General features: G+C 45.9%; 19 protein-coding genes and 1 rRNA gene. 13 read left to right on the plus strand and 7 right to left on the minus strand.

What is annotated here, in order from left to right; genetic code table 11:
- Nucleotides 1–30: 30 nt before the first annotated feature.
- Nucleotides 31–4233, plus strand: coding sequence for a DNA-directed RNA polymerase subunit beta' (rpoC, locus tag QMY49_RS15465; protein WP_005451130.1), 4203 nt, complete (start codon nt 31–33; stop codon nt 4231–4233).
- A gap of 307 nt (nt 4234–4540) precedes the next feature.
- Here rpoC and QMY49_RS15470 read toward each other — a convergent pair whose 3' ends face one another.
- Nucleotides 4541–5032, minus strand: a complete 492-nt coding sequence (locus QMY49_RS15470; RefSeq protein ID WP_005434886.1) for an Rsd/AlgQ family anti-sigma factor — start codon at nt 5030–5032, stop codon at nt 4541–4543.
- 178 nt (nt 5033–5210) lie between these two features.
- Here QMY49_RS15470 and nudC point away from each other — a divergent pair, with 178 nt between their 5' ends.
- From nudC to hemE, 4 genes are all read left to right on the plus strand, one after another.
- Nucleotides 5211–5993 (plus strand): NAD(+) diphosphatase, encoded by a 783-nt coding sequence (gene nudC, locus QMY49_RS15475; RefSeq protein ID WP_005451132.1) that lies wholly within the window; start codon nt 5211–5213, stop codon nt 5991–5993.
- A 121-nt stretch (nt 5994–6114) separates the two neighbouring features.
- A complete protein-coding gene (locus QMY49_RS15480) occupies nt 6115–6606 on the plus strand; it encodes a hypothetical protein (protein WP_005451133.1) in 492 nt (163 codons plus the stop codon).
- 4 nt (nt 6607–6610) lie between these two features.
- A complete protein-coding gene (locus tag QMY49_RS15485; protein ID WP_045490586.1) occupies nt 6611–7351 on the plus strand; it encodes a hypothetical protein in 741 nt (246 codons plus the stop codon).
- A 304-nt stretch (nt 7352–7655) separates the two neighbouring features.
- Entirely contained in the window at nt 7656–8723 is a 1068-nt protein-coding gene (gene hemE / locus QMY49_RS15490) for a uroporphyrinogen decarboxylase (protein WP_005433634.1), read from the plus strand.
- Nucleotides 8724–8943: 220 nt separating this feature from the next.
- Here the strand turns inward: hemE and QMY49_RS15495 are convergent, their stop codons facing one another.
- On the minus strand, nt 8944–9516 hold the full coding sequence (locus QMY49_RS15495; protein WP_009697536.1) for a uracil-DNA glycosylase family protein: 573 nt from the start codon (nt 9514–9516) through the stop codon (nt 8944–8946).
- A 7-nt stretch (nt 9517–9523) separates the two neighbouring features.
- Nucleotides 9524–10447, minus strand: a complete 924-nt coding sequence (locus tag QMY49_RS15500; RefSeq protein WP_009700453.1) for a D-2-hydroxyacid dehydrogenase — start codon at nt 10445–10447, stop codon at nt 9524–9526.
- A 66-nt stretch (nt 10448–10513) separates the two neighbouring features.
- Here QMY49_RS15500 and QMY49_RS15505 point away from each other — a divergent pair, with 66 nt between their 5' ends.
- Nucleotides 10514–11101, plus strand: a complete 588-nt coding sequence (locus QMY49_RS15505) for a YjaG family protein (RefSeq protein ID WP_005451139.1) — start codon at nt 10514–10516, stop codon at nt 11099–11101.
- 78 nt (nt 11102–11179) lie between these two features.
- Here QMY49_RS15505 and QMY49_RS15510 read toward each other — a convergent pair whose 3' ends face one another.
- Entirely contained in the window at nt 11180–12313 is a 1134-nt protein-coding gene (locus QMY49_RS15510; RefSeq protein ID WP_005451141.1) for a CNNM domain-containing protein, read from the minus strand.
- A gap of 253 nt (nt 12314–12566) precedes the next feature.
- On the opposite strand from QMY49_RS15510, the gene hupA reads away from it, so the two are divergent.
- Both hupA and QMY49_RS15520 read left to right on the plus strand, forming a co-directional pair.
- Nucleotides 12567–12839, plus strand: coding sequence for a nucleoid-associated protein HU-alpha (gene hupA / locus QMY49_RS15515; RefSeq protein ID WP_005433627.1), 273 nt, complete (start codon nt 12567–12569; stop codon nt 12837–12839).
- 39 nt (nt 12840–12878) lie between these two features.
- The gene (locus tag QMY49_RS15520) at nt 12879–13577 is read left to right on the plus strand and encodes a DUF1481 domain-containing protein (RefSeq protein ID WP_009697538.1); all 699 of its coding nucleotides are present in this window, start codon (nt 12879–12881) and stop codon (nt 13575–13577) included.
- Between the two features lie 90 nt (nt 13578–13667).
- Here QMY49_RS15520 and purD read toward each other — a convergent pair whose 3' ends face one another.
- Both purD and purH read right to left on the minus strand, forming a co-directional pair.
- Nucleotides 13668–14957 (minus strand): phosphoribosylamine--glycine ligase, encoded by a 1290-nt coding sequence (gene purD, locus QMY49_RS15525; RefSeq protein WP_038899382.1) that lies wholly within the window; start codon nt 14955–14957, stop codon nt 13668–13670.
- Between the two features lie 133 nt (nt 14958–15090).
- On the minus strand, nt 15091–16698 hold the full coding sequence (purH, locus tag QMY49_RS15530) for a bifunctional phosphoribosylaminoimidazolecarboxamide formyltransferase/IMP cyclohydrolase (RefSeq protein WP_283312279.1): 1608 nt from the start codon (nt 16696–16698) through the stop codon (nt 15091–15093).
- A 266-nt stretch (nt 16699–16964) separates the two neighbouring features.
- Here purH and zntR point away from each other — a divergent pair, with 266 nt between their 5' ends.
- The 4 genes from zntR to QMY49_RS15550 all read left to right on the plus strand — a co-directional run bounded on the left by zntR (nt 16965) and on the right by QMY49_RS15550 (nt 23433).
- On the plus strand, nt 16965–17363 hold the full coding sequence (zntR, locus tag QMY49_RS15535; protein ID WP_005451151.1) for a Zn(2+)-responsive transcriptional regulator: 399 nt from the start codon (nt 16965–16967) through the stop codon (nt 17361–17363).
- A gap of 156 nt (nt 17364–17519) precedes the next feature.
- Nucleotides 17520–19091, plus strand: a complete 1572-nt coding sequence (gene cadC, locus QMY49_RS15540; RefSeq protein ID WP_009697530.1) for a lysine decarboxylation/transport transcriptional activator CadC — start codon at nt 17520–17522, stop codon at nt 19089–19091.
- Between the two features lie 746 nt (nt 19092–19837).
- Nucleotides 19838–21181: a cadaverine/lysine antiporter gene (gene cadB / locus QMY49_RS15545; protein ID WP_005434864.1), complete on the plus strand. Its 1344-nt coding sequence runs from the start codon at nt 19838–19840 to the stop codon at nt 21179–21181.
- Nucleotides 21182–21297: 116 nt separating this feature from the next.
- On the plus strand, nt 21298–23433 hold the full coding sequence (locus QMY49_RS15550; protein ID WP_005451159.1) for a lysine decarboxylase CadA: 2136 nt from the start codon (nt 21298–21300) through the stop codon (nt 23431–23433).
- Between the two features lie 275 nt (nt 23434–23708).
- On the opposite strand, the gene adhP is transcribed toward QMY49_RS15550, so the two are convergent.
- Complete coding sequence (adhP, locus tag QMY49_RS15555) at nt 23709–24725, minus strand: alcohol dehydrogenase AdhP (RefSeq protein ID WP_009697531.1); 1017 nt, start codon at nt 24723–24725, stop codon at nt 23709–23711.
- Between the two features lie 689 nt (nt 24726–25414).
- Between adhP and QMY49_RS15560 the strand changes: the two genes are divergently transcribed.
- Nucleotides 25415–26966: ribosomal RNA gene (locus tag QMY49_RS15560) — 16S ribosomal RNA — on the plus strand.
- Nucleotides 26967–26992 lie beyond the last annotated feature (26 nt).

Below are 26992 nucleotides of genomic sequence, written 5' to 3' on the forward strand. Positions count from 1 at the left end.
GCTCCTTTTAACTCCTTACAGGAGCTGATTGTGAAAGACTTATTAAACTTTCTAAAAGCACAGCATAAGACCGAAGAATTTGATGCAATCAAAATCGGTCTATCTTCACCAGACATGATCCGTTCATGGTCTTTCGGTGAAGTTAAAAAACCTGAAACGATCAACTATCGTACGTTCAAACCTGAACGCGATGGTCTGTTCTGTGCGCGTATCTTTGGTCCAGTTAAAGACTACGAGTGTCTTTGTGGTAAGTACAAGCGCTTGAAGCACCGTGGTGTTATCTGTGAGAAGTGTGGTGTAGAAGTTACACAAACTAAAGTTCGTCGTGACCGTATGGGCCACATCGAGCTTGCTTCACCAGTAGCTCACATCTGGTTCCTAAAATCGCTACCGTCTCGTATCGGTCTACTAATGGATATCCCTCTACGTGATATCGAACGTGTTCTTTACTTCGAAATGTACGTAGTAACTGAGCCGGGTATGACTGATCTAGAAAAAGGTCAGATGCTTACGGAAGAAGAGTATCTAGACCGTCTAGAAGAGTGGGGCGACGAGTTCACTGCTAAGATGGGTGCAGAAGCTATCAAGGACCTACTAGGTTCTATGGATATGCACGCTGAAGCAGAACAAATGCGCGAAGAGCTAGAAACTACTAACTCTGAAACTAAGCGTAAGAAAGTAACTAAGCGTCTGAAGCTGGTAGAAGCGTTCATCGCATCTGGTAACAACCCAGAGTGGATGATCCTAACTGTACTTCCGGTACTTCCGCCAGATCTGCGTCCTCTAGTACCACTAGATGGCGGTCGTTTTGCGACTTCTGATCTAAACGACCTATACCGTCGTGTGATCAACCGTAACAACCGTTTGAAGCGTCTTCTAGAGCTAGCAGCTCCGGACATCATCGTACGTAACGAAAAACGTATGCTGCAAGAGTCTGTTGATGCGCTACTAGACAACGGTCGTCGTGGTCGTGCGATCACTGGTTCTAACAAGCGTCCTCTGAAATCTCTTGCTGATATGATCAAGGGTAAGCAAGGTCGTTTCCGTCAGAACCTTCTAGGTAAACGTGTAGACTACTCTGGTCGTTCTGTAATCACAGTAGGTCCATACCTTCGTCTACACCAGTGTGGTCTTCCTAAGAAGATGGCACTTGAGCTATTCAAACCATTCATCTACAGCAAGCTAGAGACTCGTGGTCTTGCGACTACAATCAAAGCTGCTAAGAAAATGGTAGAGCGTGAAGAAGCGGTAGTTTGGGATATCCTAGACGAAGTAATCCGTGAGCACCCAGTACTATTGAACCGTGCACCTACACTTCACCGTCTAGGTATCCAGGCGTTCGAACCAGTACTAATCGAAGGTAAAGCGATCCAGCTACACCCACTAGTGTGTGCGGCGTACAACGCGGACTTCGATGGTGACCAAATGGCGGTTCACGTACCTCTAACTCTAGAGGCACAGCTTGAAGCTCGTACTCTGATGATGTCGACAAACAACATTCTGTCGCCAGCGTCAGGTGATCCGATCATCGTACCTTCTCAGGACGTTGTATTGGGTCTGTACTACATGACTCGTGACAAGATCAACGTGAAAGGTGAAGGCATGTACCTTTCTGGCCCAGCAGAGGCTGAGAAAGCATACCGCACTAAGCAAGCTGAACTTCACGCACGCGTTAAAGTACGTATTACAGAAACAGTTGTAGACGAAGACGGCAACAGCACAACAGAGACTAAGATGGTTGATACAACTATCGGTCGTGCAATGCTATGGCAAATCGTGCCAGCTGGTCTACCGTACAGCATCGTTAACCAAAAGCTAGGTAAGAAGCAAATCTCTAACCTACTAAACGAGGCGTACCGTAAACTAGGTCTGAAAGACACTGTAATCTTCGCTGACCAAATCATGTACACAGGTTTCGCATACGCGGCACTATCTGGTGTATCTGTTGGTATCGACGATATGGTTGTACCGCCAGCTAAGTACACTGAAATCGCAGAAGCGGAAGAAGAAGTACGTGAAATCCAGGAACAATACCAATCTGGTCTTGTTACTGCGGGCGAACGATACAACAAAGTTATCGATATCTGGGCATCGACCAACGATCGCGTAGCGAAAGCGATGATGGCAAACCTTTCATCTGAAACGGTAGTTAACCGTGACGGTGAAGAAGAGCAACAAGAATCGTTTAACAGCATCTACATGATGGCTGACTCGGGTGCTCGTGGTTCTGCAGCTCAGATTCGTCAGCTAGCGGGTATGCGTGGTCTGATGGCGCGTCCAGATGGTTCAATCATCGAAACGCCGATCACAGCGAACTTTAAAGAAGGTCTAAACGTACTTCAGTACTTTATCTCAACGCACGGTGCTCGTAAGGGTCTTGCGGATACGGCACTGAAAACAGCGAACTCGGGTTACCTAACTCGTCGTCTAGTAGACGTTGCTCAAGACGTTGTTGTAACTGAACATGACTGTGGCACTCACGAGGGTGTTGACATGATGCCTCACATCGAGGGTGGTGATGTTAAAGTTGCACTAACTGAGCTAGCGCTAGGTCGTGTAGTAGCTGAAGACGTTCTTAAGCCAGGTACAGAAGATGTTCTGATCCCACGTAACACTCTAATTGATGAGAAGTGGTGTCAGATCATGGAAGAGAACTCAGTAGACAGCATGAAAGTGCGCTCTGTAGTTACTTGTGATTCTGACTTCGGTTGTTGTGCACAGTGTTACGGTCGTGACCTAGCACGTGGTCACCTAGTGAACCAAGGTGAAGCAGTTGGTGTAATCGCTGCTCAGTCTATCGGTGAACCGGGTACACAGCTTACGATGCGTACGTTCCACATCGGTGGTGCGGCATCTACTGCAGCAGCAGAGAACAGCATCCAAGCGAAGACAACTGGTACAGTTAAACTGCACAACGCTAAGTTCGTAATCAACAAAGATAAGAAGCTGGTAATCACGTCTCGTGCATCTGAGCTAACTATCATTGATGAATTCGGTCGTACTAAAGAGAAGCACAAACTTCCTTACGGTTCGATGCTAAGCAAAGGCGACAACGACGCAGTAACAGCTGGTGAAGTTGTTGCTAACTGGGAAGCGCACACCATGCCAATCATCACTGAAGTGGCAGGTCGCATCCAGTTCGTAGACATGATCGACGGTGTTACAGTTTCTCGTCAAACAGATGACCTAACAGGTCTATCTTCAAGCGAAGTAACTGATCCAGCAGCTCGCCCAGCAGCAGGTAAAGATATGCGTCCAGCTATCAAACTTGTTGATGAGCAAGGTAACGACGTAATGATCCCTGGTACAGAAATGCCAGCTCACTACTTCCTACCTGGTAAAGCGATTGTAAACATCGAAGATGGCGCTGAAGTTGGCATTGGTGACACACTATCTCGTATCCCTCAGAAATCTGGCGGTAACAAAGATATCACCGGTGGTCTACCACGCGTAGCTGACCTATTCGAAGCTCGTAAGCCTAAAGAGCCTGCGATCCTTGCTGAGCACACAGGTACTGTGAGCTTCGGTAAAGAAACGAAAGGTAAGCGTCGTCTAGTTATCACTCGCGACAGCGGTGATACTTACGAAGAGATGATTCCTAAGCATCGTCAGTTGAACGTATTTGAAGGTGAGCGTGTTGAACGTGGTGACGTGATCGCAGATGGTCCAGAGTCTCCACATGACATTCTACGTCTACGTGGCGTACACGCTGTAACTCAGTACATCGCTAACGAAGTACAAGAAGTTTACCGTCTACAAGGCGTTAAGATTAACGATAAGCACATCGAGACTATCGTTCGTCAAATGCTACGTAAGTGTACAATTACTCACGCTGGTGACTCTGAGTTCCTACCTGGCGAGCAAGTTGAATACTCACAAGTTAAGATTTCTAACCGTAACCTAGAAGCTGAAGGCAAAGAGCCAGCACGTTTCGAGCGTGAGCTACTAGGTATCACTAAGGCATCTCTAGCGACTGAGTCATTCATCTCTGCGGCATCGTTCCAGGAGACAACTCGCGTACTAACAGAAGCTGCGGTTTCTGGTAAGCGTGATGACCTACGTGGTCTGAAAGAGAACGTAATTGTTGGTCGTCTGATCCCAGCTGGTACTGGTTTCGCATACCACCAAGATCGTCAAGCTAAACGTGCTGAAGCGCAAGAAGGTCCATCTGCTGAACAAGCAACAGATAACCTAGCTGCACTTCTAAACGCAGGCTTCTCTTCTGACGAGTAATCGTTAAGAGCTTAAAAGAAAAGGCACCCTCGGGTGCCTTTTTTGTTTTTGGGAGCAAAGGTTAGAACGCTACGCTTCGAGATGTAGGTATGCTTCGTTTACGGAATCGAGAGGTGTGCCTTTGGAGAACCGTGAAAGTGATTGACGAAGAGGGCGTTGACTGGATTTATCCCTAGAAAGATAAAATAGAAGCGAATCCCGAAAAACAAAAAGGGTTGACGTGCACACGCCAACCCTTAAGAATTTTCTCGCTTCTCGCTTCTCGCTTCTCGCTTCTCGCTTCTCGCTTCTCGCTTCTCGCTTCTCGCTATGCGCCAGGCGGCATCGCTAAACTGTCGGCAATCAACTGAATCAAGTGGTCTTCTACCGCGAAGCGTGTCTCAATGATTTCCCCAATCAAAGACATATCTTCGTCAAAATCAGCCAGTTCATCTTCGGCTGAAACATCAGAATATTTGTCGGTAAAGTTCAACAACGGCTCAGTAGTGAGGACGATCTTCGCGTAAGTTTGGTTAATTTCATCAGTAGCAACAAAGCCAGTGGCTTTCCACTTATCCATCACCATATCGTAGATTTTAAAATGACCTTCAGAGATATAATCCACAAGGTGTTGGCAGAAGTGCTGAAGTTCGTCAGGGGAAGGGAGTTCAATGACATTGGATTTCGAACAAGGTTGCAGTGCTGCAAGCTTACAGTATTCGACAATCAGAGATTGTCTCGTTTCCAGCCAATGGTCAATAACGTCACTGGAACCGCCCCATTGGTCTTGTGTTTGTTTGAATTTTTTTAGCATGACCATGCCCTCATGATCTGATCGCCCATTGGCGAACGTATCCTTTGCAAAGCAAAGTTAGTAAAGTGATTACAAACTCTTGTCCTTACTAGAATTTATAGTTGCAAATTTAGCGAACGACAAACTCTGGTATGAAATTAGATTGCCAGTAAAATGAATGAACTTCAAGCAAAGGGACGCTGTAATGTTAAGAAAAGGTGAAGTTAACCGTACGAAAAACGCCTATTGGTGTGTTGTCTCAGGAAGCGATGTTTGGCTGGTGGATGGTGCTATCCCATTTGGCAATGCAGAGCAGTTCTCACTGCCAGAAGCGAGTGCAAGGCAGATAGGTGAATACCAAGATGCCCCGGTGATGTGGGTAAACCTGTCGGATTTAGACCACGATTTAGAGCTTGTATCTTTGCGTGATTGTCTCCATTTCTCAGACTCCCTTTTTCTTTTGATCAGTAAAGCCATTCAGTATGGTCATATGACACAAAGTCTGCGTTTTTGTCCGCAATGCGGTGGTCGCAATTTCCTCAATAACAATCAATTGGCAATGCAGTGTGGTGAGTGCCGTACTTTGCATTATCCGCGTATTTTCCCATGCATCATTGTCGCTGTGCGTAAAGACAACCAAATCTTGCTAGCTCAGCACCCTCGCCATCGAAATGGCATGTATACCGTAATAGCGGGCTTTTTAGAGGTGGGTGAAACCTTGGAGGAGTGTGTGACACGCGAGGTGCACGAAGAAACCGGCGTACACGTTAAAAATATTCGCTATTTTGGCAGCCAACCATGGGCCTTTCCATCCAGTATGATGATGGCATTTCTTGCGGATTACGAGTCTGGTGAATTGAATCCTGATTACACCGAGCTGTCTGATGCTCAATGGTTTGGCGTTGATGATATGCCACCAGTAGCCCCAAAAGGGACAATCGCAAGAGCATTAATTGAGCAAACAATTAGTGATATTCAGCAGGCTTGAGAGCCGACTCGTAAAGCGATTAAAGGAAAATGTAGAATCACTTTTGAGACAAAGGGGATTGTTAGACTGACCTAGCACAGCATTCTGTAATGACACAATGATTAATAAAGGAGTATGTCTAATGAAATACAGATCAGCGTTATGGCTAGGTATTGCGTCTTTTTCTTTGGTAAGTGTTTCGGCACAGGCAAGTATTGAAGTGAAAGCGAAGCGTATGTTGACCGAAAATACAATGACGGAAAACGTCGCAAAAGTGCAAACCGCTTGTGGCAATGAAGTTCTTGAAACAAACTTTGACTGGGCTGCGTGGGATGACTACGACTTTGCTGAAGCTCGTTTAGACAAAGTAAAAACCACAGGTTGGCTGGGTGGCTTAATCAACTATATCTACGATGATATGGTTAAGCTATGCACGACGACTGAACATGCCGCACTTTATAAAGAAGAGTTCCAAAAAGTTCAACAAATCCAATTTGTTGGTCAAGACTCTGTGAAGGCGCGTAAAGCAGGTTTCTCTCTTGATGATGGTGGCAGTGTGCTTAAAGTCGCTTTGAACCCGAACGCGGCTTACGACTCTTCAACGCTGAAATATCTCAAGCAAGCGTGGAACTAAGGTAATGAAAAAAATACTCTTCCCCTTAGTTGCCATGGCTTCAAGCTTTTCTGCGGTCGCTGAAGAGCGTTACTCTATGGAAGATTTAACCGCTCTTCATAAAGCACAAAGCTGGAATGAGCTGCTCTATCATGCCAATGATATTCGTCCATCACAGCGAGATGATGCTTGGCAAGGACTGGTGGCAGATGCTGCAACAGGAGCTTTCAATAGTTACGTTTCTTCCGGAGCCGCTGATAGCGCTATTGGTTTAGGGCAGCAGCTACTCACTGAGTATGCGTTTCTGTCTCAATCCAGTGATTTTACTCAAAGTTTTGCAAAAGCCTTAGTTCCGGCAGCGCAATCTTGTATCAAGTATTCGATGGAAGGGTGTGTAGAGAGCTACGGACAACTGCTCGCCGAACTCTCTCCTGCGGGTAACGTAAGTTTTGAAGAAGGGACTAAGGTGTTCCAAAATGTCTCTAAATCTCTCGCGATTCCATTCTATGCCGCTGCAGTCAAGCAGTCTCCGGAATACTGTGCAGATGAAAAGGTCTCGAATGCGCTGCTGTATACGCTTGATCGACCGAGTAATTCTCAGTTTGCATTGGCAAAAGAAGTCGCAACAAATGGGTGTGCTAACACGGCACTAACAAACTTTGAGAATTACATTATTGACTCGCAATCGGTGCGGGAGACCTTGTGTCCGACTTACCTATCCAAAGGATATGTAAAAGGGGTCATGAAAAAAGTTTGCCAATCATGATTATGAAATATGAAGCCACCGCAAGGTGGCTTTTTTAATTCATTGAAAAATAGATAAAAAAAACCCTCCGAGAGGGAGGGGGTAAGTAAGATGTCGTTATGAGATGCTGAGTACCGGGTACTCAGTTTATAATTGTAGTTTTCGCTAGCGAACAAATTTTTAACACTGATACCGATTGGGTGCAAATTAAGCACTGATTTAAAAGTTAATAACTTGATCCAGGTTGCAAAGCACACAGCTATTAGCCTTAAATCAGTGATAGAATACCCCCTTTCAAAGAAAGCCTAACAATTGGAATTACGGAATGACTGAATTAAAAAATGATCGTTATCTGCGTGCCCTTTTAAAAGAGCCAGTAGATTACACGCCAGTATGGATGATGCGTCAGGCAGGTCGTTACCTACCAGAATACAAAGCAACTCGTGCGCAAGCGGGCGATTTCATGTCTTTGTGTAAAAACGCGGAGTTGGCGTCAGAAGTAACGCTTCAACCACTACGCCGTTTTCCTCTTGATGCAGCGATCTTGTTCTCTGACATCCTAACTATCCCAGATGCAATGGGCTTAGAACTTCGTTTTGCTGCTGGTGAAGGTCCGGTTTTCGATAAACCTATCACTTGCAAAGCAGACGTTGAAAAGATCGGTCTGCCGGATCCAGAAGGCGAACTGCAATACGTAATGAACGCAGTGCGTCAAATCCGCAAAGACTTGAATGGTGATGTTCCACTGATTGGTTTCTCTGGTAGCCCGTGGACACTGGCGACTTACATGGTTGAAGGCGGTAGCTCGAAAGCGTTCACCAAGATCAAGAAGATGATGTACGCAGAACCACAAACTCTGCATCTACTTCTAGATAAGCTAGCAGACAGCGTTATCGAGTACCTAAACGCGCAAATTAAAGCGGGTGCACAATCGGTGATGGTATTTGATACATGGGGTGGTGTACTGACACCTCGTGACTACAACCTGTTCTCTCTGCAATACATGCACAAGATTGTAGATGGTCTGATTCGTGAAAACGACGGCCGCCGTGTACCAGTAACGCTGTTCACTAAGAACGGTGGTATGTGGCTTGAGCAAATCGCAGCAACGGGCTGCGATGCGGTAGGTCTAGACTGGACAATCAACATCGCAGACGCGAAAGCGCGTATCGGTGATAAAGTGGCTCTACAAGGTAACATGGACCCATCAATGCTTTACGCTTCACCAGAGCGTATCCGTGAAGAAGTCGCGGGTATTCTAGAAGGCTTTGGCGATGCAGGTACTGGTCACGTGTTCAACCTAGGTCACGGTATCCACTTGGATGTGCCGCCAGAAAACGCAGGTGTGTTTGTGGAAGCGGTACACGAGCTATCTAAGCCATACCACAAGTAACTTCGACTTTTTGAAATTAAATACCGGCAATCAGTGCCGGTATTTTTTTACCTGAAATTCAAGATAGTACAGCTCTGATAGTATTTGGTCTGCCATGATCTAATTACTATTCTAGCTGCACGTTAGACATTAAAGTTTAATATAAACAAAGGTTTATGATTGCTAGCTTTATGTTCTAATTTTCTTGTACAGATAAACAAGCAATTAGATCATGGGTAGCCTAAAGCATCGAATGAACGCGTTTTTTAAGATATGGCACGACGTCAGATTCAAACCAAGGGTTCTTCTTTAACCACAATGTGTTGCGTGGAGAAGGGTGGGGAAGTGGAATAAAGTCAGGTTCCCAATCCTGCCATTGCTGAACAGTTTGCGTGAGCGTCTTTGGTTTGTTGGTGAGATAGTACTGCTGTGAGTACTGACCAATCAGTAGCGTCAGCTCTATATTGGGCAACTGCTCAAGAATCTGTTTATGCCAAGCTGGCGCACATTCTTTACGAGGTGGTAGATCACCTGAGTTTCCTTTACCTGGATAACAGAAGCCCATTGGGACAATGGCAATTTTGTTTGGGTCGTAGAAAATGTCTTTGTCGATATCGAGCCATTGGCGTAACCGATCGCCGCTTGGATCGTTCCAAGGTATCGAGGTTTTGTGTACGCGCGTTCCCGGCGCTTGTCCGATGATTAGAATGCGTGCGTCTTTTGCGGCTTGTACGATAGGGTTTGCACCCAAAGGTAAATCGTCTGCACAGATCTGGCAGGCACGTACTTGCTTTAGCAATGTTTCTAAAGACATAAGATGGTTAATACCCTTTATCGAAATCGACCTGATTATTAAGAGAGAAACCGTCTCGCCAACTCAAGTAGTTATCTGCAAAAATGTCGACCACTTGCTCAGGGAAACTCAATGCTGCGATGTGGGGTGTGATGGTTACCTGCGGAAGTTTCCAAAACGGATGTTGCGGCGAGAGTGGTTCTTGTTCAAATACATCGAGAAAAGCATGTTCCACCCAGCGATTCTTGAGCGCGAGCAATAGACCTACATCATCAATCACATCACCTCTTCCGACATTAAATAACAGTGCCTGATTAAGGTGGCTTAACACTTCACTATTGAGTAAGCGCTGCGTATCCGGTGTGCTCGGTAGCGTATTCACGACAATATCCGCTTGGTGAAAAGCGCTTGCTAGTTCATTGATGTGATAGGTTTGAGTAAATTCACCGCCAGAAGTTGGAATCCCGGTACGATTCACTCCGATAGTCTTTATTCCCATCAATTGCGCTGCATTCCCCAAGTAGCTACCAATGCTGCCTGTACCAACAATCACCATAGTTTTGCTTTGCAGCGAGGTGTACAGATGCGGTTGCCACTGCTTGTTCTGCTGTTGCTGGTGGTATTGCATAAAGTGGCGGAAGTGAGCAATGCAGTAGCCAATTACGTACTCGGCAATTAATGGTCCGAAAATGCCGCGTACGTTGGTTAAAGTGTAATCCTGGCGTAGATTTGGTGACATTAAGGCATTCACACCAGCAAATGTGGATTGCACCCACTCAAGCTGTGAAAACTCGTCTAACCTTTGTGATAGTAATGGTGGATCCGCCAGTACGATCTGAGCTTCTTCAGGTTGGTCGGTGAGGCAAAGATCGGGCAGATTTTTCTCTGCCAGTAACGTTTCGTAGGTGTCGCGATGCTCTGAGAGCAGGAAAATCTGATTTGGATGCTGCATTAACTTTTTTCCCTGTGATGAATCAAGTACACTTTCGCTGTTTTTTTCTTCAATGATTGAGTGACTATGCTTAAGAATCCTCTTCAGGTTCGTTTGGAAAAACTAGAACCTTGGCAACAAATTACCTTCATGGCGTGTCTGTGTGAACGCATGTATCCAAACTATGCGATGTTTTGTGAGAATACAGAATTTGCTGAGCCACGTGCTTACCGAGCGATTCTTGATAGTGTATGGGAAATTCTGACGGTTAAGAACGCGAAAATTAACTTCGAACGTCAATTAGAGAAGTTAGAAGAGTTGTTCCCAAGTGCGGATGAATTCGATTTTTACGGTGTTTACCCAGCGATGGACGCGTGTCAGAGCCTGTCGACATTGTTGCATGGCCTGTTGGATCGCGACTACCTTTTCGACTCAATGCTTAAAGTGAGCCAACAGTCGGTAAAAACCGTTGCTGACCTAGAACAAGCACAAGGTGCGGAGCCAATCACCAACGACAATCAAAAAGAAAATGAAGCCGTATGTGAAGAGTGGGATGTTCAATGGGCGATCTTCCGTCCACTGCGTGAAGCGGTGGAACGCGACATCTGCTTGATTAAAGATTTGCGTGAAGAGCTACGTGAAGACGCCGTGAGCAATATCGGCATCACACTTTAATTATTGAATAGACAGAACAAAGGCATCCAAATTGGATGCCTTTTATTTTTGCATATGGGCTGTTATGCCCAGTACTGATTACGATTCTTTAGATTCTGGCTTCGTTGGCTCTTGAGCTTCTGGCTCTTTGTCCTGTTTCTCCAGCCCTTCCTCTTCTTCATCGTCATCGCGGCTTTCAATTACGCCGTGCTTTTCTTTCCAGCTTTCCCAGCGTTGGTAAGCCAGTTCTTGCATGTCTGTGCTCTTATCCGCTTCATCGATGATCTCTTCACCCAATAGGTGCTCAAAGATGTCTTCTAGCGTTACCAAGCCTTGTACTGTGCCGTATTCGTCAACCACAAGCGCTAGCTGCAGACGGTGAGTCATCATTTGGTCAAACACTTTTGGTAGAGCTGTGTTGTTCAGTACCACTTGGATTGGACGCATGACCGAACCGAGTTGTTTTTGACCACTGCCCGATTGTTGCAGCTTGAACAGCTCTAGACGGTGCACAAAACCAATGATGTTATCTTTCTGTTCGCTGTAAACCAGTGGGCGAGAGAAAGGCGTCTCTTTATGCTTCTCTAGGAAGTCGTTGATGGTCATGGTTGCGTCTACGCGGAATACGACCGGACGCGGTGTCATGACTTGTGTTACTGGCACGTCTTGAATGCCCAGTAGGTTGCTCAGGATCTTTGATTCGCCTTCTGCGAACTCTCCGCTCTCTTTTGCCAGAATGGCCATAGCAGATAACTCATCGCGCATCTTCGGTGCTTCGTGGTTACGAGCTAGGCGCTTAGTGATTTGCTCAGAGAACCATACGAACGGCGTTAGTGCCCATACCATCCAGCGCAGCGATACCGCCGCAGATGGTGCAAGTTGGCGCCAGTAAGTTGCACCAATCGTCTTAGGCACAATTTCTGATAGAACAAGAATCGCCAGTGTCAGTACCGCAGAGAAGATACCTAGTGCTTCGCTACCGAACACTACCGCCGCTTGTGCACCTGCCGTTGCTGCACCGATAGTGTGAGCAATGGTGTTCAGGGTCAGGATCGAAGCCAGTGGTCGGTCGATGTCTGCTTTCAGTTTTTCTAACTGAGCAGAAGCAGGGTGCCCCTGTTGTTTGAGCTGCGCAATGTAGCTCGGACTGATACTAAGAAGTACCGCCTCCAGTACCGAACAGATAAACGAAATGCCGATAGCAATAGAGATATAAATGGATAACAGCAGCATAGTTGCCCTTGAATGTAATGTGATAGTCGGGATTTTAAGCGATTATAACCGCAAAAGCGCCCTATAAATCGTTCTAATTGCATTAGAAAGCAAGCGCTTTGCCCGTACAAGTAGTAACAAATTGTGAGTTATTACTCATATTATGGCTAAAACTACGTCAGAAAATCGAAAGATCGCTTACAAACCTTTGCCAGATGGGGCATTTATGTTTTAGAGTGAGATGAATTCGATAACATATGAGAAGGGAAACCTAATGAACAAGACCCAATTAATCGACTTTATTGCAGAGAAAGCAGACCTATCTAAAGCACAAGCTAAAGCTGCTCTTGAAGCAACTCTTGAGGGTGTTACTGGCGCTCTTAAAGAGGGTGACCAAGTTCAACTAATTGGTTTTGGTACATTCAAAGTAAACCACCGCGCTGCACGTACTGGTCGTAACCCTAAGACTGGTGACGAGATTCAAATCGCAGCAGCTAACGTACCAGCATTCGTAGCAGGTAAAGCGCTGAAAGAATCAGTAAACTAAGTTAAAATGCACCGAGGTATCCTGCCTCGGTGCAATTTCATGAAAAAACATCTACTCACTTCACTCCTTTTATCAAGCCTCGCTCTTGTTGGCTGTTCTTCTGTTGAAACCCCAAACCTTGACCAATTTACCCATTTCTCTGGCGGGAAAATCATGGGTGATGCCACCAGTTTGTATTGGATGACAGAACGTCTGACACGCGTTAGTACGGCTGCAGACTACGTAGCTATGGGTGATTCCGGCTCGTATCAGAGTGATTATCGCTGGGACGATGGTGAGCTAAGAGAGTTGATTCGAAAAGGTGAGCAACTCGATACAAAACAAGGATTGGTGCCTTTTCAAATCCACATTCGATTCAATAAAGATGGCGATGCGATCTATCAGCAATACCGTGTGAACGGGAAAGTGCTGCCTTTACGACGTGATCAGCTAGAGCGTTACAAGACAGAAGCGAATGATGTGGTTGCTTCGATCAAGAGTCAATCTCGCGAAGGTCAGAGTTTGATTCAAGGTTTTTGGGATGGCGAGACGTTCGAAACCTGCAAAGGACGTGAGTTCGCGACGCTGGAATTTAACCAGACTTTACCTAAGTTTGTGATTGATAGATTGGCATCGGTAGATAGCTACATTGCGTTTATCGGCAAAGAGTCACGTAATACAGCAACTGTTGACGAATTGTTGATGCTCAATGATGACAACTTTGATTGTATCCCACGACCAAAGCTGATCTCTGAATAAGTTCTGAGCTTAGCTTCATGCTAGTGGAGTCACATGAATAAAAAAGGCGCTTAATGCGCCTTTTGTCTTTTTAGCCAACTGAAGTTGTTTTTATTTTTCTTGCTCACGTGCGATTGCACGGTAGCCGATATCGTTGCGATGGAACATGCCATCCCAACTGATCTGTTTTGAAAGTTCATAAGCGCGTTGCTGTGCTTCTGATACGCTGTTACCAAGTGCTGTTGCACAAAGTACACGGCCGCCGTTTGTCACAATGTCGCCGTCTTTGTTGTGTGTACCTGCGTGGAAGACCTTCTCACCTTCAATTTCAACTTGTGGAAGACCTGAGATAACGTCGCCCTTGTCGTACGCAGCAGGGTAGCCTCCGGCGGCTAACACAATACCAATCGATGCTCGTGGATCCCATTTTGATTCCACTTGATCCAGTTTGGCATCAATAGCAGCCAGACATAGATCAACAAGATCCGATTCCATGCGCATCATGATCGGTTGCGTTTCTGGATCACCAAAGCGGCAGTTGTACTCGATCACTTTCGGCGTACCGTCTTTATCGATCATTAAACCCGCGTATAGGAAACCTGTGTAAGGGTTGCCTTCTGAAGCCATCCCACGCACTGTTGGGTAAATCACTTCTTCCATGATGCGGTTATGAATTTCAGATGTTACCACTGGAGCAGGAGAATAAGCGCCCATGCCGCCTGTGTTTGGACCGGTATCTTTGTCGCCTACGCGTTTGTGGTCTTGGCTGGTGGCCATTGGCAAAACGTTCTCACCATCCACCATCACGATGAAGCTTGCTTCTTCCCCATCTAGGAATTCTTCGATAACCACACGACTGCCAGCATCACCAAATGCATTACCCGCTAGCATATCCTTGATGGCGTCTTCAGCTTCTTCTAGTGTCATTGCCACAATCACGCCTTTGCCAGCGGCAAGACCATCAGCTTTGACTACAATTGGTGCACCTTGTTCACGTACGTAAGCGAGTGCTGGCTCGATTTCAGTGAAGTTTGCGTATGCTCCCGTCGGGATTTGGTGACGAGCAAGAAAGTCTTTAGTAAACGCTTTAGAGCCTTCAAGCTGCGCAGCTGCTTGTGTTGGACCAAAGATTGGCAGACCTGCTTCTCGGAAAGCATCCACAACACCGATAACCAATGGTGCTTCAGGACCGACGATGGTCAGCTCAATGGCTTTCTCTTTTGCGAATGCAACCAGACCTGCGATGTCTTCTACTGCGATATTTACGTTCTCTAGTTTAGGCTCTAGTGCTGTGCCTGCGTTACCCGGAGCAACGAAGATAGTCTCAACATTTGGGTTTTGCGCCGCTTTCCAACCTAGTGCGTGTTCACGACCGCCTGAACCAATGATAAGTACATTCATGTTTTAAACCTTCAATCAAAATTGATAGTAGTAGAACTAGAAAATGTTTGAGCAACACGAAAGGAAAGTGTTGCTCATCTCGGAGCGCAACGCTCTTGTATCCAGTAGCGAAGCGCTCTCGCATCTTTTCTTTCTAGTGGCGGAAGTGACGCATACCTGTAAAGATCATTGCCATGCCGTGTTCGTCTGCTGCTGCAATAACTTCGTCATCACGCATCGAGCCGCCAGGTTGAATCACACACTTGATGCCAGCTTCTGCTGCCGCATCGATACCATCACGGAATGGGAAGAACGCATCAGATGCCATTACGCTACCTGCGACTTCTAGACCTTCGTCTGCAGCTTTGATGCCTGCGATTTTCGCAGAGTAAACGCGGCTCATTTGACCTGCGCCTACACCGATAGTCATGTCGCCTTTCGAGTAAACGATCGCGTTAGATTTCACGTATTTCGCTACTTTCCAGCAGAACAGTGCATCTTTCAGCTCTTCTTCTGTTGGCTGGCGCTTAGAAACCACTTTTAGGTCATCTAGGCTTACCATGCCTTGGTCACGGTCTTGAACCAGTAGACCGCCGTTGACGCGTTTCATGTCAAAGCCCGTTGTCTTCGTTGACCATTCGCCACACTCAAGCAGGCGCACGTTCTTCTTCGCTGCAACCACTTCAATCGCTTCAGCAGAAACACAAGGTGCGATGATGACTTCAACGAATTGACGTTCAACAATAGCGGTTGCTGTTTCAGCATCTAGCTCTTGGTTGAATGCAATGATGCCGCCGAATGCAGATGTTGGGTCAGTTTGGTAAGCGCGGTTGTACGCTTCTAGGATGTCTTTACCTAGAGCCACACCACATGGGTTCGCGTGTTTTACGATCACACATGCTGGTTCGTTGAACTCTTTCACACACTCAAGTGCTGCATCTGTGTCTGCGATGTTGTTGTAAGAAAGGGCTTTACCTTGGATTTGGCGAGCAGTAGAAACAGACGCCTCTTGTGGGTTTGCTTCTACGTAAAAAGCAGCTGCTTGGTGGCTATTCTCACCGTAGCGCATATCTTGTTTTTTCTCGAACTGTTGGTTGAATGTTCGAGGGAATTTGCTCTTGTTTTCAGGAGAAGGTTCATCACCTTCTTTGTTCTCACCGTAAGATGGAACCATAGTGCCGAAGTAGTTTGCGATCATGCCATCGTAAGCCGCAGTGTGCTCAAATGCTGCGATAGCAAGGTCGAAACGGGTATCTAGAGTAAGGGATTTGTCGTTTGCATCCATCTCTGCGATTACGCGCTGGTAATCACCTGCGTTAACGACGATAGTCACGTCTTTGTGGTTTTTCGCAGCAGAGCGAACCATAGTTGGACCGCCGATATCGATGTTTTCAACTGCGTCAGCTAGAGTACAACCCTCTTTTGCGACGGTTTCTGCGAATGGGTATAGGTTAACAACAACCATATCGATAGGGTTGATGCCGTGTTTTTCCATCACGTCATCATCTTGACCACGGCGACCCAGTACACCACCGTGAACTTTCGGGTGAAGCGTCTTAACGCGACCGTCCATCATTTCTGGGAAACCAGTGTAGTCAGAGACTTCGGTTACTGCGATGCCTTGCTCAGCAAGTAGACGAGCCGTACCACCAGTAGATAGGATATCGACACCGCGCTCAGCAAGAGCTTGTGCAAACTCAACAATACCTGTTTTGTCTGATACGCTGATAAGCGCACGGCGAATAGGACGAGCGTTGTTCATGCTTCCATTTTCCTCAAATTCACGGAGTTAAAGATGTTTGCCAAAAATGAACTTGTTTTTACCTCATGGGGTAAAATATTGGCCAGTTTTGGTAAAGACCTTTGCAGGTGTTTTCATGCTTAGAAAACAGTCTCCACTATTTGATGGCGCGTATTCTAACCAATTTATTACAAAAAAGCTCGCGCAATCGTTTGGCATCTCAAAAATAATTGCAAAAAACTCGATCTTTGGCTTTAAAAGTAACGAGATAGTTAATAAGGAAAGTTATGTTTCAGATAGGTGAACTGGCGAAACGCTGTGGTGTGACTGCCGATACATTACGTTTCTACGAAAAAAATACACTGATCCAGCCCGCAGGGCGAAGTGAATCGGGCTATCGCTTATACAACGAAGAAAACCAAAAACAGGTACGCTTCATTCTCAAAGCGAAAGAGCTTGGCTTAAGTTTAGAGGAAATAAAAGAGCTTCTAGAAATCAAATTAGAAGCGACAGAACACAGCTGTGCAGAAGTAAAAGCTATCACTTCTGCAAAGTTAACTTTAATTGATGAAAAAATAGCGGAACTGACAAAGATTCGCACCGCATTAAAGAAGATCAATGACGCTTGCTGTGGGCATAACAATGACGATGCCAGCCACTGTTCTATCCTCGCAGCCCTTGAGTAGCGTGCTACTTAATTTAAGTTTGCATTTTTGGCGGCTTGCTTTTCTAGGTTCAAGCCGTTTTCCCACCTATAATCTCGGCTTTAGTCGACTGTAAGAATGTGTAGTCCTATCTATTCCTAAAGCGACGCTGTCTATTAGATACGAGAGTTTTCATACATGGTTGGAGTCTATTTTCAAATCAATGACTGGGTTTTGAGCGTTGATGAAAATAAGCTGTATCGACAAGACAGGGAAGTTACCGTTGAGCCACGCTTAATTAATTTGCTGCATTTTCTTGCAGAGCACGCTAGTGAAGTATTCAACCGCGAAGAGCTGATCCAATACGTTTGGGCGGGTGCGATTGTGACAGACCAAGTTGTGACGCAATCCATTTTTGAACTGCGTAAACTGCTGCGCGACGGTCGAGAAGAAAACACCAGCTACGTGATCACTGTGCCTAAACGTGGTTACAAGTTGGTAGCAAATGTGACGCCGATGACGCACGAGGAATTCCTCGCTCGCCGCCATTGTGATACAGAGATTCTTGCTCCGATCGTAGAAGAAATCGAAGAAGAACAATCAGAAATCTCAACTTCTACGATTGCATTTCCGGCAGGTCCGTTAACTCGCGCTGTATGCGAGATGTCAAAAGAGAAAAAAGCACCGCGCAAGCCGAATAAAATCAGCCCTTGGCGATTAGGTTTCATGAACTTCATTTGGATCAGTATTTTGGTCGTGGTGATGGGGGTGTTTACCTATAAGCAATCTGAAGTGCGCATTACACAAGCCATTGATACTCACCTTATCGAATTCAAGTTTCAGGATAACTTCAGCAAAGAAGGTCGTAGCTATGACTTAGCCGACGGGTTTGCACAGAAGTTGATGGCAGATGTGGCTCAAGTCAGTGATTATCGAGTCATGTTGAAAAAGGCGACCTTTACTACTGGTATTGTACCGGGTAAGTCTGTGGTGGTACGTGTTAAAGAAAACGACGGTGGCAGCTTCCTTGAGGTGGAATATCGCAATAACTCCTCCGAAAAGGTTTTGTTCAGCCGCCAATACGCGTTAACCAATAGCCATTTGAAGTCGGTTATGCAGCAAGCCTCTCTAGATTTGATGCGCGCACTAAAAGTGCCAGATGCAAAATTAAAATCCAAGGTGCTGGTGGCGGGTATGCCAATGAACCCAGACGCATTGGAGCTGTTTGTTGAGGCAAACCACTACTTGAATGTGTCGGATGCGAATCAATTCCAGCACGGTATCGACTTGATGGAGAGAATTCTCGAGATTGAACCGGATAACGCTTATGTACAAGCTGAGCTGTTGATTGCCTATCATGTGCAAAAGGCGCTTGATCCTGCATTGGAGCTGAGAAAAGGCAGAGTTCAGCAGTTGAGTGAGAAATTGGAAACCAATTCAAAGATGATGGTGGGACCAATTCAGCCACGTATTTATGAAGCGTTAGCGCTGCATGAGACCATTGCAGGTGACATCGATTTGGCTAAGCAGCATTTGAATCAAGCTCTCGAGGTTCGAGACTCAGTTCTGTCTTATGTCATTAGAGGCAAGCACGCGGAATTGGATGGTGATTTGGATTGGGCAAGTGAGTCTTACAGTGAAGCATTCTATATAGATACATCTGTAGAGACCTATTTGCTGTGCGAAAACTTGGTCTTTCCAAGCAATATGAAGGCGATTGATTACGCCATGTATCGAGCAGTGCACCCTTCTGTGGTTCGTATGTTGTAGTAAGCCCTCTTTTATCAATCAGAGACACTTAGCCCTTCACTTCGGTGAGGGGCTTTTTTGTCTCTACGTTATTAAATCGCTATCTTCTTACTTTTTGAATAGAGCTTGCTTTACAGGGGGGTAGGCTTTTCATTCTATCTTCTATCTTCTATCTTCTATCTCACCATCTTTGTATTTTGCTTGTGTTTATTAATGAGCGGCTCTTATCGAGTTTTTGCTAGATCTACCTTTTTTCCCCATTGCTCTACCTTTGGTTTGTGTACTTATTGTCTGTCACAACCACACTGTTGTTTATGTGTACTTACGTTGGTATCTATGCAGAACGAGGGGAAAAGAAGAGGGAAGTTTGATGTAAGTCAACGGAGCAATAAAGGTAGGAAAAAGCGGCGTCAACAGTTTGGGTAATTAGCCATGGTTTCTTTTGATGTTGATAGAGGTTGATAAGCTTGATGGAAAATTTGTTGAGGTTGATGTTTTTAGGTTTCCGGTAAGAGCGTTTGATGTTATTGGGCTAACCTTCTGTATTTATTGGTTTTATATTTTTGTGTTTATAAGGTTTATCTCAACTTTATACCGATGGGCTAATTGTTTTATTGATAACGCCAAGTTTATTTTTTTCCCAGTTTTTGGGCGTAGTCTTCACTTCGAAATTTAGCGAGGTCGAGCAGATTCCTCCTCATAGCATCTCGCTAATAACCATTCAGTTTGAGTCATGTTGACTCGAGTAGAATAGATTTGGAGATGTTATGTCATCGAATGCGAAAAAAATCGGCCTTATTGCCTGTACGGGTGTCGTAGCCGGTAACATGATGGGTAGTGGTATTGCACTATTACCTTCTAGTCTTGCCTCTGTAGGCTCTGTTTCAATCTTCAGTTGGCTGATCTGTTTGGTCGGTGCACTGAGTCTGGCGTTCGTTTACGCTCGTCTGGCAACCAAAAACCCACAAGAAGGTGGTCCTATCGCTTATGCTGGCGAAGTGTCTCCGGTATTTGGTTTCCAAACGGGCGTTCTTTATTACCACGCGAACTGGATCGGTAACCTGGCTATTGCCATTACAGGTGTTTCTTACCTTTCAGTATTCTTCCCTGTGCTTAATAACCCAATCCCAGCAGGTATTGCGACGATTGCATCGGTATGGATCTTCACTTTCGTCAATCTACTTGGTGGTAGCTGGGTAAGCCGTCTATGTACGCTTGGTCTAGTTCTTATCCTTATCCCAGTTGTTGGTACAGCCGCATTTGGTTGGACGCACTTCGATACTGCGCTTTACAGCCAAAACTGGAACGTATCAGCAGGCACTGACAGCCACGCGGTAGTAACTGCGGTTCTTATCTGTCTATGGTCATTCGTAGGTGTGGAATCAGCAGCGGTATCTACTGGTATGGTAGAAAACCCTAAACGTACCGTACCACTAGCAACTATGTTGGGTACTGGTATCGCAGGTGTGATTTACATCCTATCAACTCAAATGATCAGCGGCATGTTCCCTGCGTCAGAAGTTGCGGCATCAGGTGCGCCATTTGCACTAGCAACAACTGAGCTATTCGGTAGCTGGACAGCGCCATTCGTATCAGCATTTACAGCACTAGCATGTTTCACTTCGCTAGGTTCTTGGATGATGCTAGTAGGTGAAGCGGGTAAACGCGCAGCAAACGACGGCAACTTCCCTAAAATCTATGGTGAAACTGATAAAAACGGTGTGCCTAAGAAAGGTCTAATCCTTGCGTCAATCAAGATGACTGCGTTAATGGTTGTACTGATGTTCTTCAGCTCTAAAACAGCACACGCATCAGACCTGTTCAACCAGCTAACGACTGACGCAGTTCTACTAACTATGCTGCCTTACTTCTACTCAAGCATTAACTTGATTCGCTTCGAAGGTATGACAACACGTAACGGCTTCGTAATGCTGTTCTCTGGTGTGGCTTGTCTGTTCTGCTTCATCGCACTAGCGGGTGCAGAGGGCGGTACGCTAACAGCAACCTTCATCGTTTCTCTAGTTATCTTGATGTTCTACAGCAAAAAAGCAGGTCTTGCTCAGTACGTGAAAATGCACGCTGACGACATGCCTGCCCAAGCAAGCAACTAATCCCCAAAACGCTGGCACTACGGTGCCAGCCCATAAACCCAAATTCACGCGGCGCTCACCTTACTCATTGCCTGTAAATGGCAAAGAGCGCCCTCATTCGCCTTGGAGATGTCCAAATGAATATATTCGCTATCTTGAACCACATGGGTGTGTTCTTTAAAGAAGAGCCAGTTCGTCAACTTCACGCTGCTCTTGAGAAAGCGGGCTACGAAGTGGTTTACCCAGTAGATGATAAAGACTTGATCAAAATGATTGAGATGAACCCACGCATTTGCGGTGTGCTGTTCGACTGGGATAAATACTCACTTGAGCTATGTGAACGTATCAGCCAAATCAACGAAAAACTGCCTGTTCACGCATTTGCTAACGAACAGTCTACTCTAGACATTTCACTAACAGACCTACGTCTAAACGTGAGCTTCTTCGAGTACGCTTTAGGTATGGCTGACGACATCGCTATCAAAATCAACCAAGCGACTGAGGCATACAAAGATGCCATCATGCCTCCATTCACTAAAGCGCTATTCAAATACGTAGAAGAAGGTAAATACACCTTCTGTACTCCAGGTCACATGGGTGGTACTGCATTCCAGAAAAGCCCTGCTGGTAGCATCTTCTACGATTTTTACGGTCCAAACACATTCAAAGCGGACGTATCAATTTCAATGCCTGAACTAGGTTCTCTACTAGACCACTCAGGTCCACATAAAGATGCTGAAGAATACATCGCACGTACATTCAATGCAGACAGCTCGTACATCGTAACTAACGGTACGTCTACATCGAATAAAATCGTTGGTATGTACTCAGCGCCAGCAGGCAGCACAGTACTGATTGACCGTAACTGTCACAAGTCTCTGACTCACCTAATGATGATGAGCGACGTGACACCAATCTACTTCCGCCCAACTCGTAACGCATACGGCATCCTTGGTGGTATCCCACAAAGCGAATTCAGCCGCGATGTAATCGCAGAGAAAGTGGCGAAAACACCAGGTGCAACAGCACCAACTTACGCAGTAGTGACTAACTCAACTTACGATGGCTTGCTGTACAACACACAATTCATCAAAGAGTCGCTAGATTGTAAACACATCCACTTCGACAGTGCTTGGGTGCCTTACACTAACTTCAACCCAATTTACGAAGGTAAATGTGGTATGAGTGGTGAAGCGATGCCAGGCAAAGTGTTCTACGAGACACAATCAACACACAAACTGTTGGCAGCGTTCTCACAAGCTTCAATGATTCACGTGAAAGGTGACTTTGATAAAGAATCTTTCAACGAAGCATTCATGATGCACACTTCAACTTCACCTCAGTACGGCATTGTTGCTTCTACTGAAACTGCAGCGGCAATGATGCGCGGCAACACTGGTAAGAAGTTGATGCAAGACTCTATCGATCGCGCAATCCGCTTCCGTAAAGAGATCAAACGTCTAGAAGCAGAAAGCGACAGCTGGTTCTTCGATGTATGGCAACCAGAAAACATCGATACCACAGAATGTTGGAAACTAGACCCTAGCGACACATGGCACGGCTTCAAGAACATGGATGATAACCACATGTATCTTGACCCAATCAAAGTAACGCTACTGACTCCAGGGATGAATAAAGAAGGCGAACTAGAAGAATCAGGTATTCCTGCTTCGCTGGTGGCTAAATTCCTAGACGAGCGCGGCATCGTGGTAGAGAAAACAGGTCCATACAACTTGTTGTTCCTATTCTCAATCGGTATCGACAAATCAAAAGCAATGCAATTGCTACGCGGTCTAACTGAATTTAAGCGTGGCTACGACTTGAACCTAACCATCAAGAGCTTCCTACCTTCGCTATACAACGAAGATCCAAGCTTTTATGAAGGCATGCGCGTTCAAGAACTAGCACAAGCAATTCATGACCTAACTAAGAAATACAACCTACCAGAGCTAATGTACAAAGCGTTCGATGTTCTTCCAGAAATGAAAGTAACACCACACGCAGCATGGCAAGAAGAGCTTCGCGGTAACGTAGAAGAAATCAAACTGGAAGAAATGGTTGGTCGCGTAAGTGCGAACATGATCCTTCCTTACCCTCCAGGTGTGCCACTAGTACTTCCTGGTGAAATGGTGACTCAAGAGTCTCGCCCTGTGCTGGACTTCCTAGAGATGCTTTGTGAGATCGGTGCGCATTACCCAGGTTTCGAAACCGACATCCACGGTCTATACCAACAAAAAGATGGTAGCTACACCGTAAAAGTATTGAAGAACTAAGTTCCTCTCGAAGATGACGCTATTGGGAATGCAAGCATGCTCCACTCTTACGAGCTCAATGCGTCATCGAACAATAACGGCATTTAGATATACCCCTAACTATTCTGTCGTAAAGAGAAGGGCAAGGATGCTCTGATCTTTTCTTCTATATAGAAGAATAACTTTTCCAAGACTTCACCTGAAGTACCCCAAGTAAAAAGCAAAGACCAAAAGAGCAGCATGAAAGTGCCGCTCTTTTTTTGCTATCTATATAGAAAAGATATCAACAGCCAAAGCTAGGCAAACTCCATCACGATACGCCCATTAATTTCACCTTTCTCCATATCAGCAAAGATGTCATTGATATCTTCAAGATGTTTAACTTCGGTAATGGCTTTTACTTTTCCTTCTGCTGCGAATTGTAAGCACTCTTGCAAGTCTTTGCGTGTGCCAACAATAGAGCCAATCACTTTGACACCATTTAGCACCGTATCAAAGATAGGGATTGGCATCTCTTCAGGAGGAAGACCAACAAGAACGCATGCGCCACCACGGCGTATGGAGTGATAAGCCTCTTGGAATGCAGGCTTCGATACTGCAGTACATACAACGCCATGCACGCCGCCATTAGTGATGGTCTTAATACGCTCTGATGGTTTCTCTTTCATAAAGTCGATGGTGTGTTGCGCACCTAGACTTTTAGCGAGTGCGAGCTTCTCATCACCAGTATCTACAGCAATAACATTCATGCCCATAGCTACAGCATATTGAATGGCTAAATGACCTAAACCACCTGCACCGACAATTGCCACCCATTGACCTGGTTTTACATCTGTTACTTTGAGCGCCTTATAAGTGGTAACACCTGCACAGAAGAGGGGAGCTGCATCCACATAGCTTAAGCCATCTGGAATCTTCACGACGTACTCACCATGAGCAAGACAGAACTCTGCATAACCGCCATCAACGGAATAACCAGCGTTATGTTGATCTAAACACAGCGTCTCTTGCCCTTCTAAACAATAGTCGCAATGACCACATGCACTATACAACCAAGGAACACCAACACGATCACCTGCTTTGAGATGATGTATCTCGCTGCCAACTTCGACGATTTCACCCACACCTTCATGTCCTGGTACCAGAGGCATTTTGGGTTTTACCGGCCAATCGCCATGACAAGCGTGCAGATCAGTATGACAAACACCACATGCATGAACCTTTACGAGTACATCACGAGGTTTAACGTTGGGTAAAGGAATATCCTTGATAACAAGCGGACCTTTAAATTCACTAACAACTGCGGCTTTCATGAATAACTCTCCAATAGTGATAACGAGAATCATTCTTGATCGATATGTAAGGAAGTGCAGTGATCTGAATTAAAAATCGATTTTTGTTTAAATAGACCATAGTCGAAACTGGTTATTGGTAAGACGGCTTACCTTTAATTTCTGTGAAAAGAAGAGGAGAACGTGACGAAAAACTACGAGAAGACTGCAATGAAGTCTGACTTTACTCCTCTCTAGGATCGAATAATTACGTCAAAGATCCTCTGTTTTGCCGTATATCTGAACAAAGTGTTTGTTATTTGTTCGGTTGAAAGTTTTTTTGCAAAAAACGCTTGTGCTAATTTCTCAACTCCCTATACTGCGCATCCACCGACACGGAGTGAGACGAAAGTCACACAGCGAGTCGGAAGAGAGAAAAAAGAATTTAAAAAAATGCTTGACTCTCTCACGGTGTGAAGTAAGATACGCACCCCTAACGACGAGCAACTAAGTTGCTGAAAATGTTAGAAAAGCTCTTTAAAAATAAGAACCTATCAATCTGTGTGGGCACTCGTTGATGATAATCCAATTAGATATTTCTTTCTTAACGGAAAGCGGTATCAAATTAGGTTTCAATGAAACGAAGTGACCATTGAATCGAAAGATTCAGCACAGTCAATTCAAACATTACTTATGTAATGTTCAGTATTCATTGAGCCGAACAAAATCTTAAATTGAAGAGTTTGATCATGGCTCAGATTGAACGCTGGCGGCAGGCCTAACACATGCAAGTCGAGCGGAAACGAGTTATCTGAACCTTCGGGGAACGATAACGGCGTCGAGCGGCGGACGGGTGAGTAATGCCTAGGAAATTGCCCTGATGTGGGGGATAACCATTGGAAACGATGGCTAATACCGCATAATACCTTCGGGTCAAAGAGGGGGACCTTCGGGCCTCTCGCGTCAGGATATGCCTAGGTGGGATTAGCTAGTTGGTGAGGTAATGGCTCACCAAGGCGACGATCCCTAGCTGGTCTGAGAGGATGATCAGCCACACTGGAACTGAGACACGGTCCAGACTCCTACGGGAGGCAGCAGTGGGGAATATTGCACAATGGGCGCAAGCCTGATGCAGCCATGCCGCGTGTGTGAAGAAGGCCTTCGGGTTGTAAAGCACTTTCAGTCGTGAGGAAGGTAGTGTAGTTAATAGCTGCATTATTTGACGTTAGCGACAGAAGAAGCACCGGCTAACTCCGTGCCAGCAGCCGCGGTAATACGGAGGGTGCGAGCGTTAATCGGAATTACTGGGCGTAAAGCGCATGCAGGTGGTTTGTTAAGTCAGATGTGAAAGCCCGGGGCTCAACCTCGGAATAGCATTTGAAACTGGCAGACTAGAGTACTGTAGAGGGGGGTAGAATTTCAGGTGTAGCGGTGAAATGCGTAGAGATCTGAAGGAATACCGGTGGCGAAGGCGGCCCCCTGGACAGATACTGACACTCAGATGCGAAAGCGTGGGGAGCAAACAGGATTAGATACCCTGGTAGTCCACGCCGTAAACGATGTCTACTTGGAGGTTGTGGCCTTGAGCCGTGGCTTTCGGAGCTAACGCGTTAAGTAGACCGCCTGGGGAGTACGGTCGCAAGATTAAAACTCAAATGAATTGACGGGGGCCCGCACAAGCGGTGGAGCATGTGGTTTAATTCGATGCAACGCGAAGAACCTTACCTACTCTTGACATCCAGAGAACTTTCCAGAGATGGATTGGTGCCTTCGGGAACTCTGAGACAGGTGCTGCATGGCTGTCGTCAGCTCGTGTTGTGAAATGTTGGGTTAAGTCCCGCAACGAGCGCAACCCTTATCCTTGTTTGCCAGCACTTCGGGTGGGAACTCCAGGGAGACTGCCGGTGATAAACCGGAGGAAGGTGGGGACGACGTCAAGTCATCATGGCCCTTACGAGTAGGGCTACACACGTGCTACAATGGCGCATACAGAGGGCGGCCAACTTGCGAGAGTGAGCGAATCCCAAAAAGTGCGTCGTAGTCCGGATCGGAGTCTGCAACTCGACTCCGTGAAGTCGGAATCGCTAGTAATCGTGGATCAGAATGCCACGGTGAATACGTTCCCGGGCCTTGTACACACCGCCCGTCACACCATGGGAGTGGGCTGCAAAAGAAGTAGGTAGTTTAACCTTCGGGAGGACGCTTACCACTTTGTGGTTCATGACTGGGGTGAAGTCGTAACAAGGTAGCGCTAGGGGAACCTGGCGCTGGATCACCTCCTTATACGATGATTACTCACGATGAGTGTC

It is taken from the genome of Vibrio harveyi (genome assembly GCF_030060435.1).
Taxonomy (GTDB): Bacteria; Pseudomonadota; Gammaproteobacteria; order Enterobacterales; family Vibrionaceae; genus Vibrio; species Vibrio harveyi.

Coding starts and splice junctions, on each gene's coding strand:
- QMY49_RS15470 (WP_005434886.1), bottom strand. CDS start 5,032: ATGGTCATGCTAAAAAAATTCAAACAAACACAAGACCAATGGGGCGGT.
- nudC (WP_005451132.1), top strand. CDS start 5,211: ATGTTAAGAAAAGGTGAAGTTAACCGTACGAAAAACGCCTATTGGTGT.
- QMY49_RS15480 (WP_005451133.1), top strand. CDS start 6,115: ATGAAATACAGATCAGCGTTATGGCTAGGTATTGCGTCTTTTTCTTTG.
- QMY49_RS15485 (WP_045490586.1), top strand. CDS start 6,611: ATGAAAAAAATACTCTTCCCCTTAGTTGCCATGGCTTCAAGCTTTTCT.
- hemE (WP_005433634.1), top strand. CDS start 7,656: ATGACTGAATTAAAAAATGATCGTTATCTGCGTGCCCTTTTAAAAGAG.
- QMY49_RS15495 (WP_009697536.1), bottom strand. CDS start 9,516: ATGTCTTTAGAAACATTGCTAAAGCAAGTACGTGCCTGCCAGATCTGT.
- QMY49_RS15500 (WP_009700453.1), bottom strand. CDS start 10,447: ATGCAGCATCCAAATCAGATTTTCCTGCTCTCAGAGCATCGCGACACC.
- QMY49_RS15505 (WP_005451139.1), top strand. CDS start 10,514: ATGCTTAAGAATCCTCTTCAGGTTCGTTTGGAAAAACTAGAACCTTGG.
- QMY49_RS15510 (WP_005451141.1), bottom strand. CDS start 12,313: ATGCTGCTGTTATCCATTTATATCTCTATTGCTATCGGCATTTCGTTT.
- hupA (WP_005433627.1), top strand. CDS start 12,567: ATGAACAAGACCCAATTAATCGACTTTATTGCAGAGAAAGCAGACCTA.
- QMY49_RS15520 (WP_009697538.1), top strand. CDS start 12,879: ATGAAAAAACATCTACTCACTTCACTCCTTTTATCAAGCCTCGCTCTT.
- purD (WP_038899382.1), bottom strand. CDS start 14,957: ATGAATGTACTTATCATTGGTTCAGGCGGTCGTGAACACGCACTAGGT.
- purH (WP_283312279.1), bottom strand. CDS start 16,698: ATGAACAACGCTCGTCCTATTCGCCGTGCGCTTATCAGCGTATCAGAC.
- zntR (WP_005451151.1), top strand. CDS start 16,965: ATGTTTCAGATAGGTGAACTGGCGAAACGCTGTGGTGTGACTGCCGAT.
- cadC (WP_009697530.1), top strand. CDS start 17,520: ATGGTTGGAGTCTATTTTCAAATCAATGACTGGGTTTTGAGCGTTGAT.
- cadB (WP_005434864.1), top strand. CDS start 19,838: ATGTCATCGAATGCGAAAAAAATCGGCCTTATTGCCTGTACGGGTGTC.
- QMY49_RS15550 (WP_005451159.1), top strand. CDS start 21,298: ATGAATATATTCGCTATCTTGAACCACATGGGTGTGTTCTTTAAAGAA.
- adhP (WP_009697531.1), bottom strand. CDS start 24,725: ATGAAAGCCGCAGTTGTTAGTGAATTTAAAGGTCCGCTTGTTATCAAG.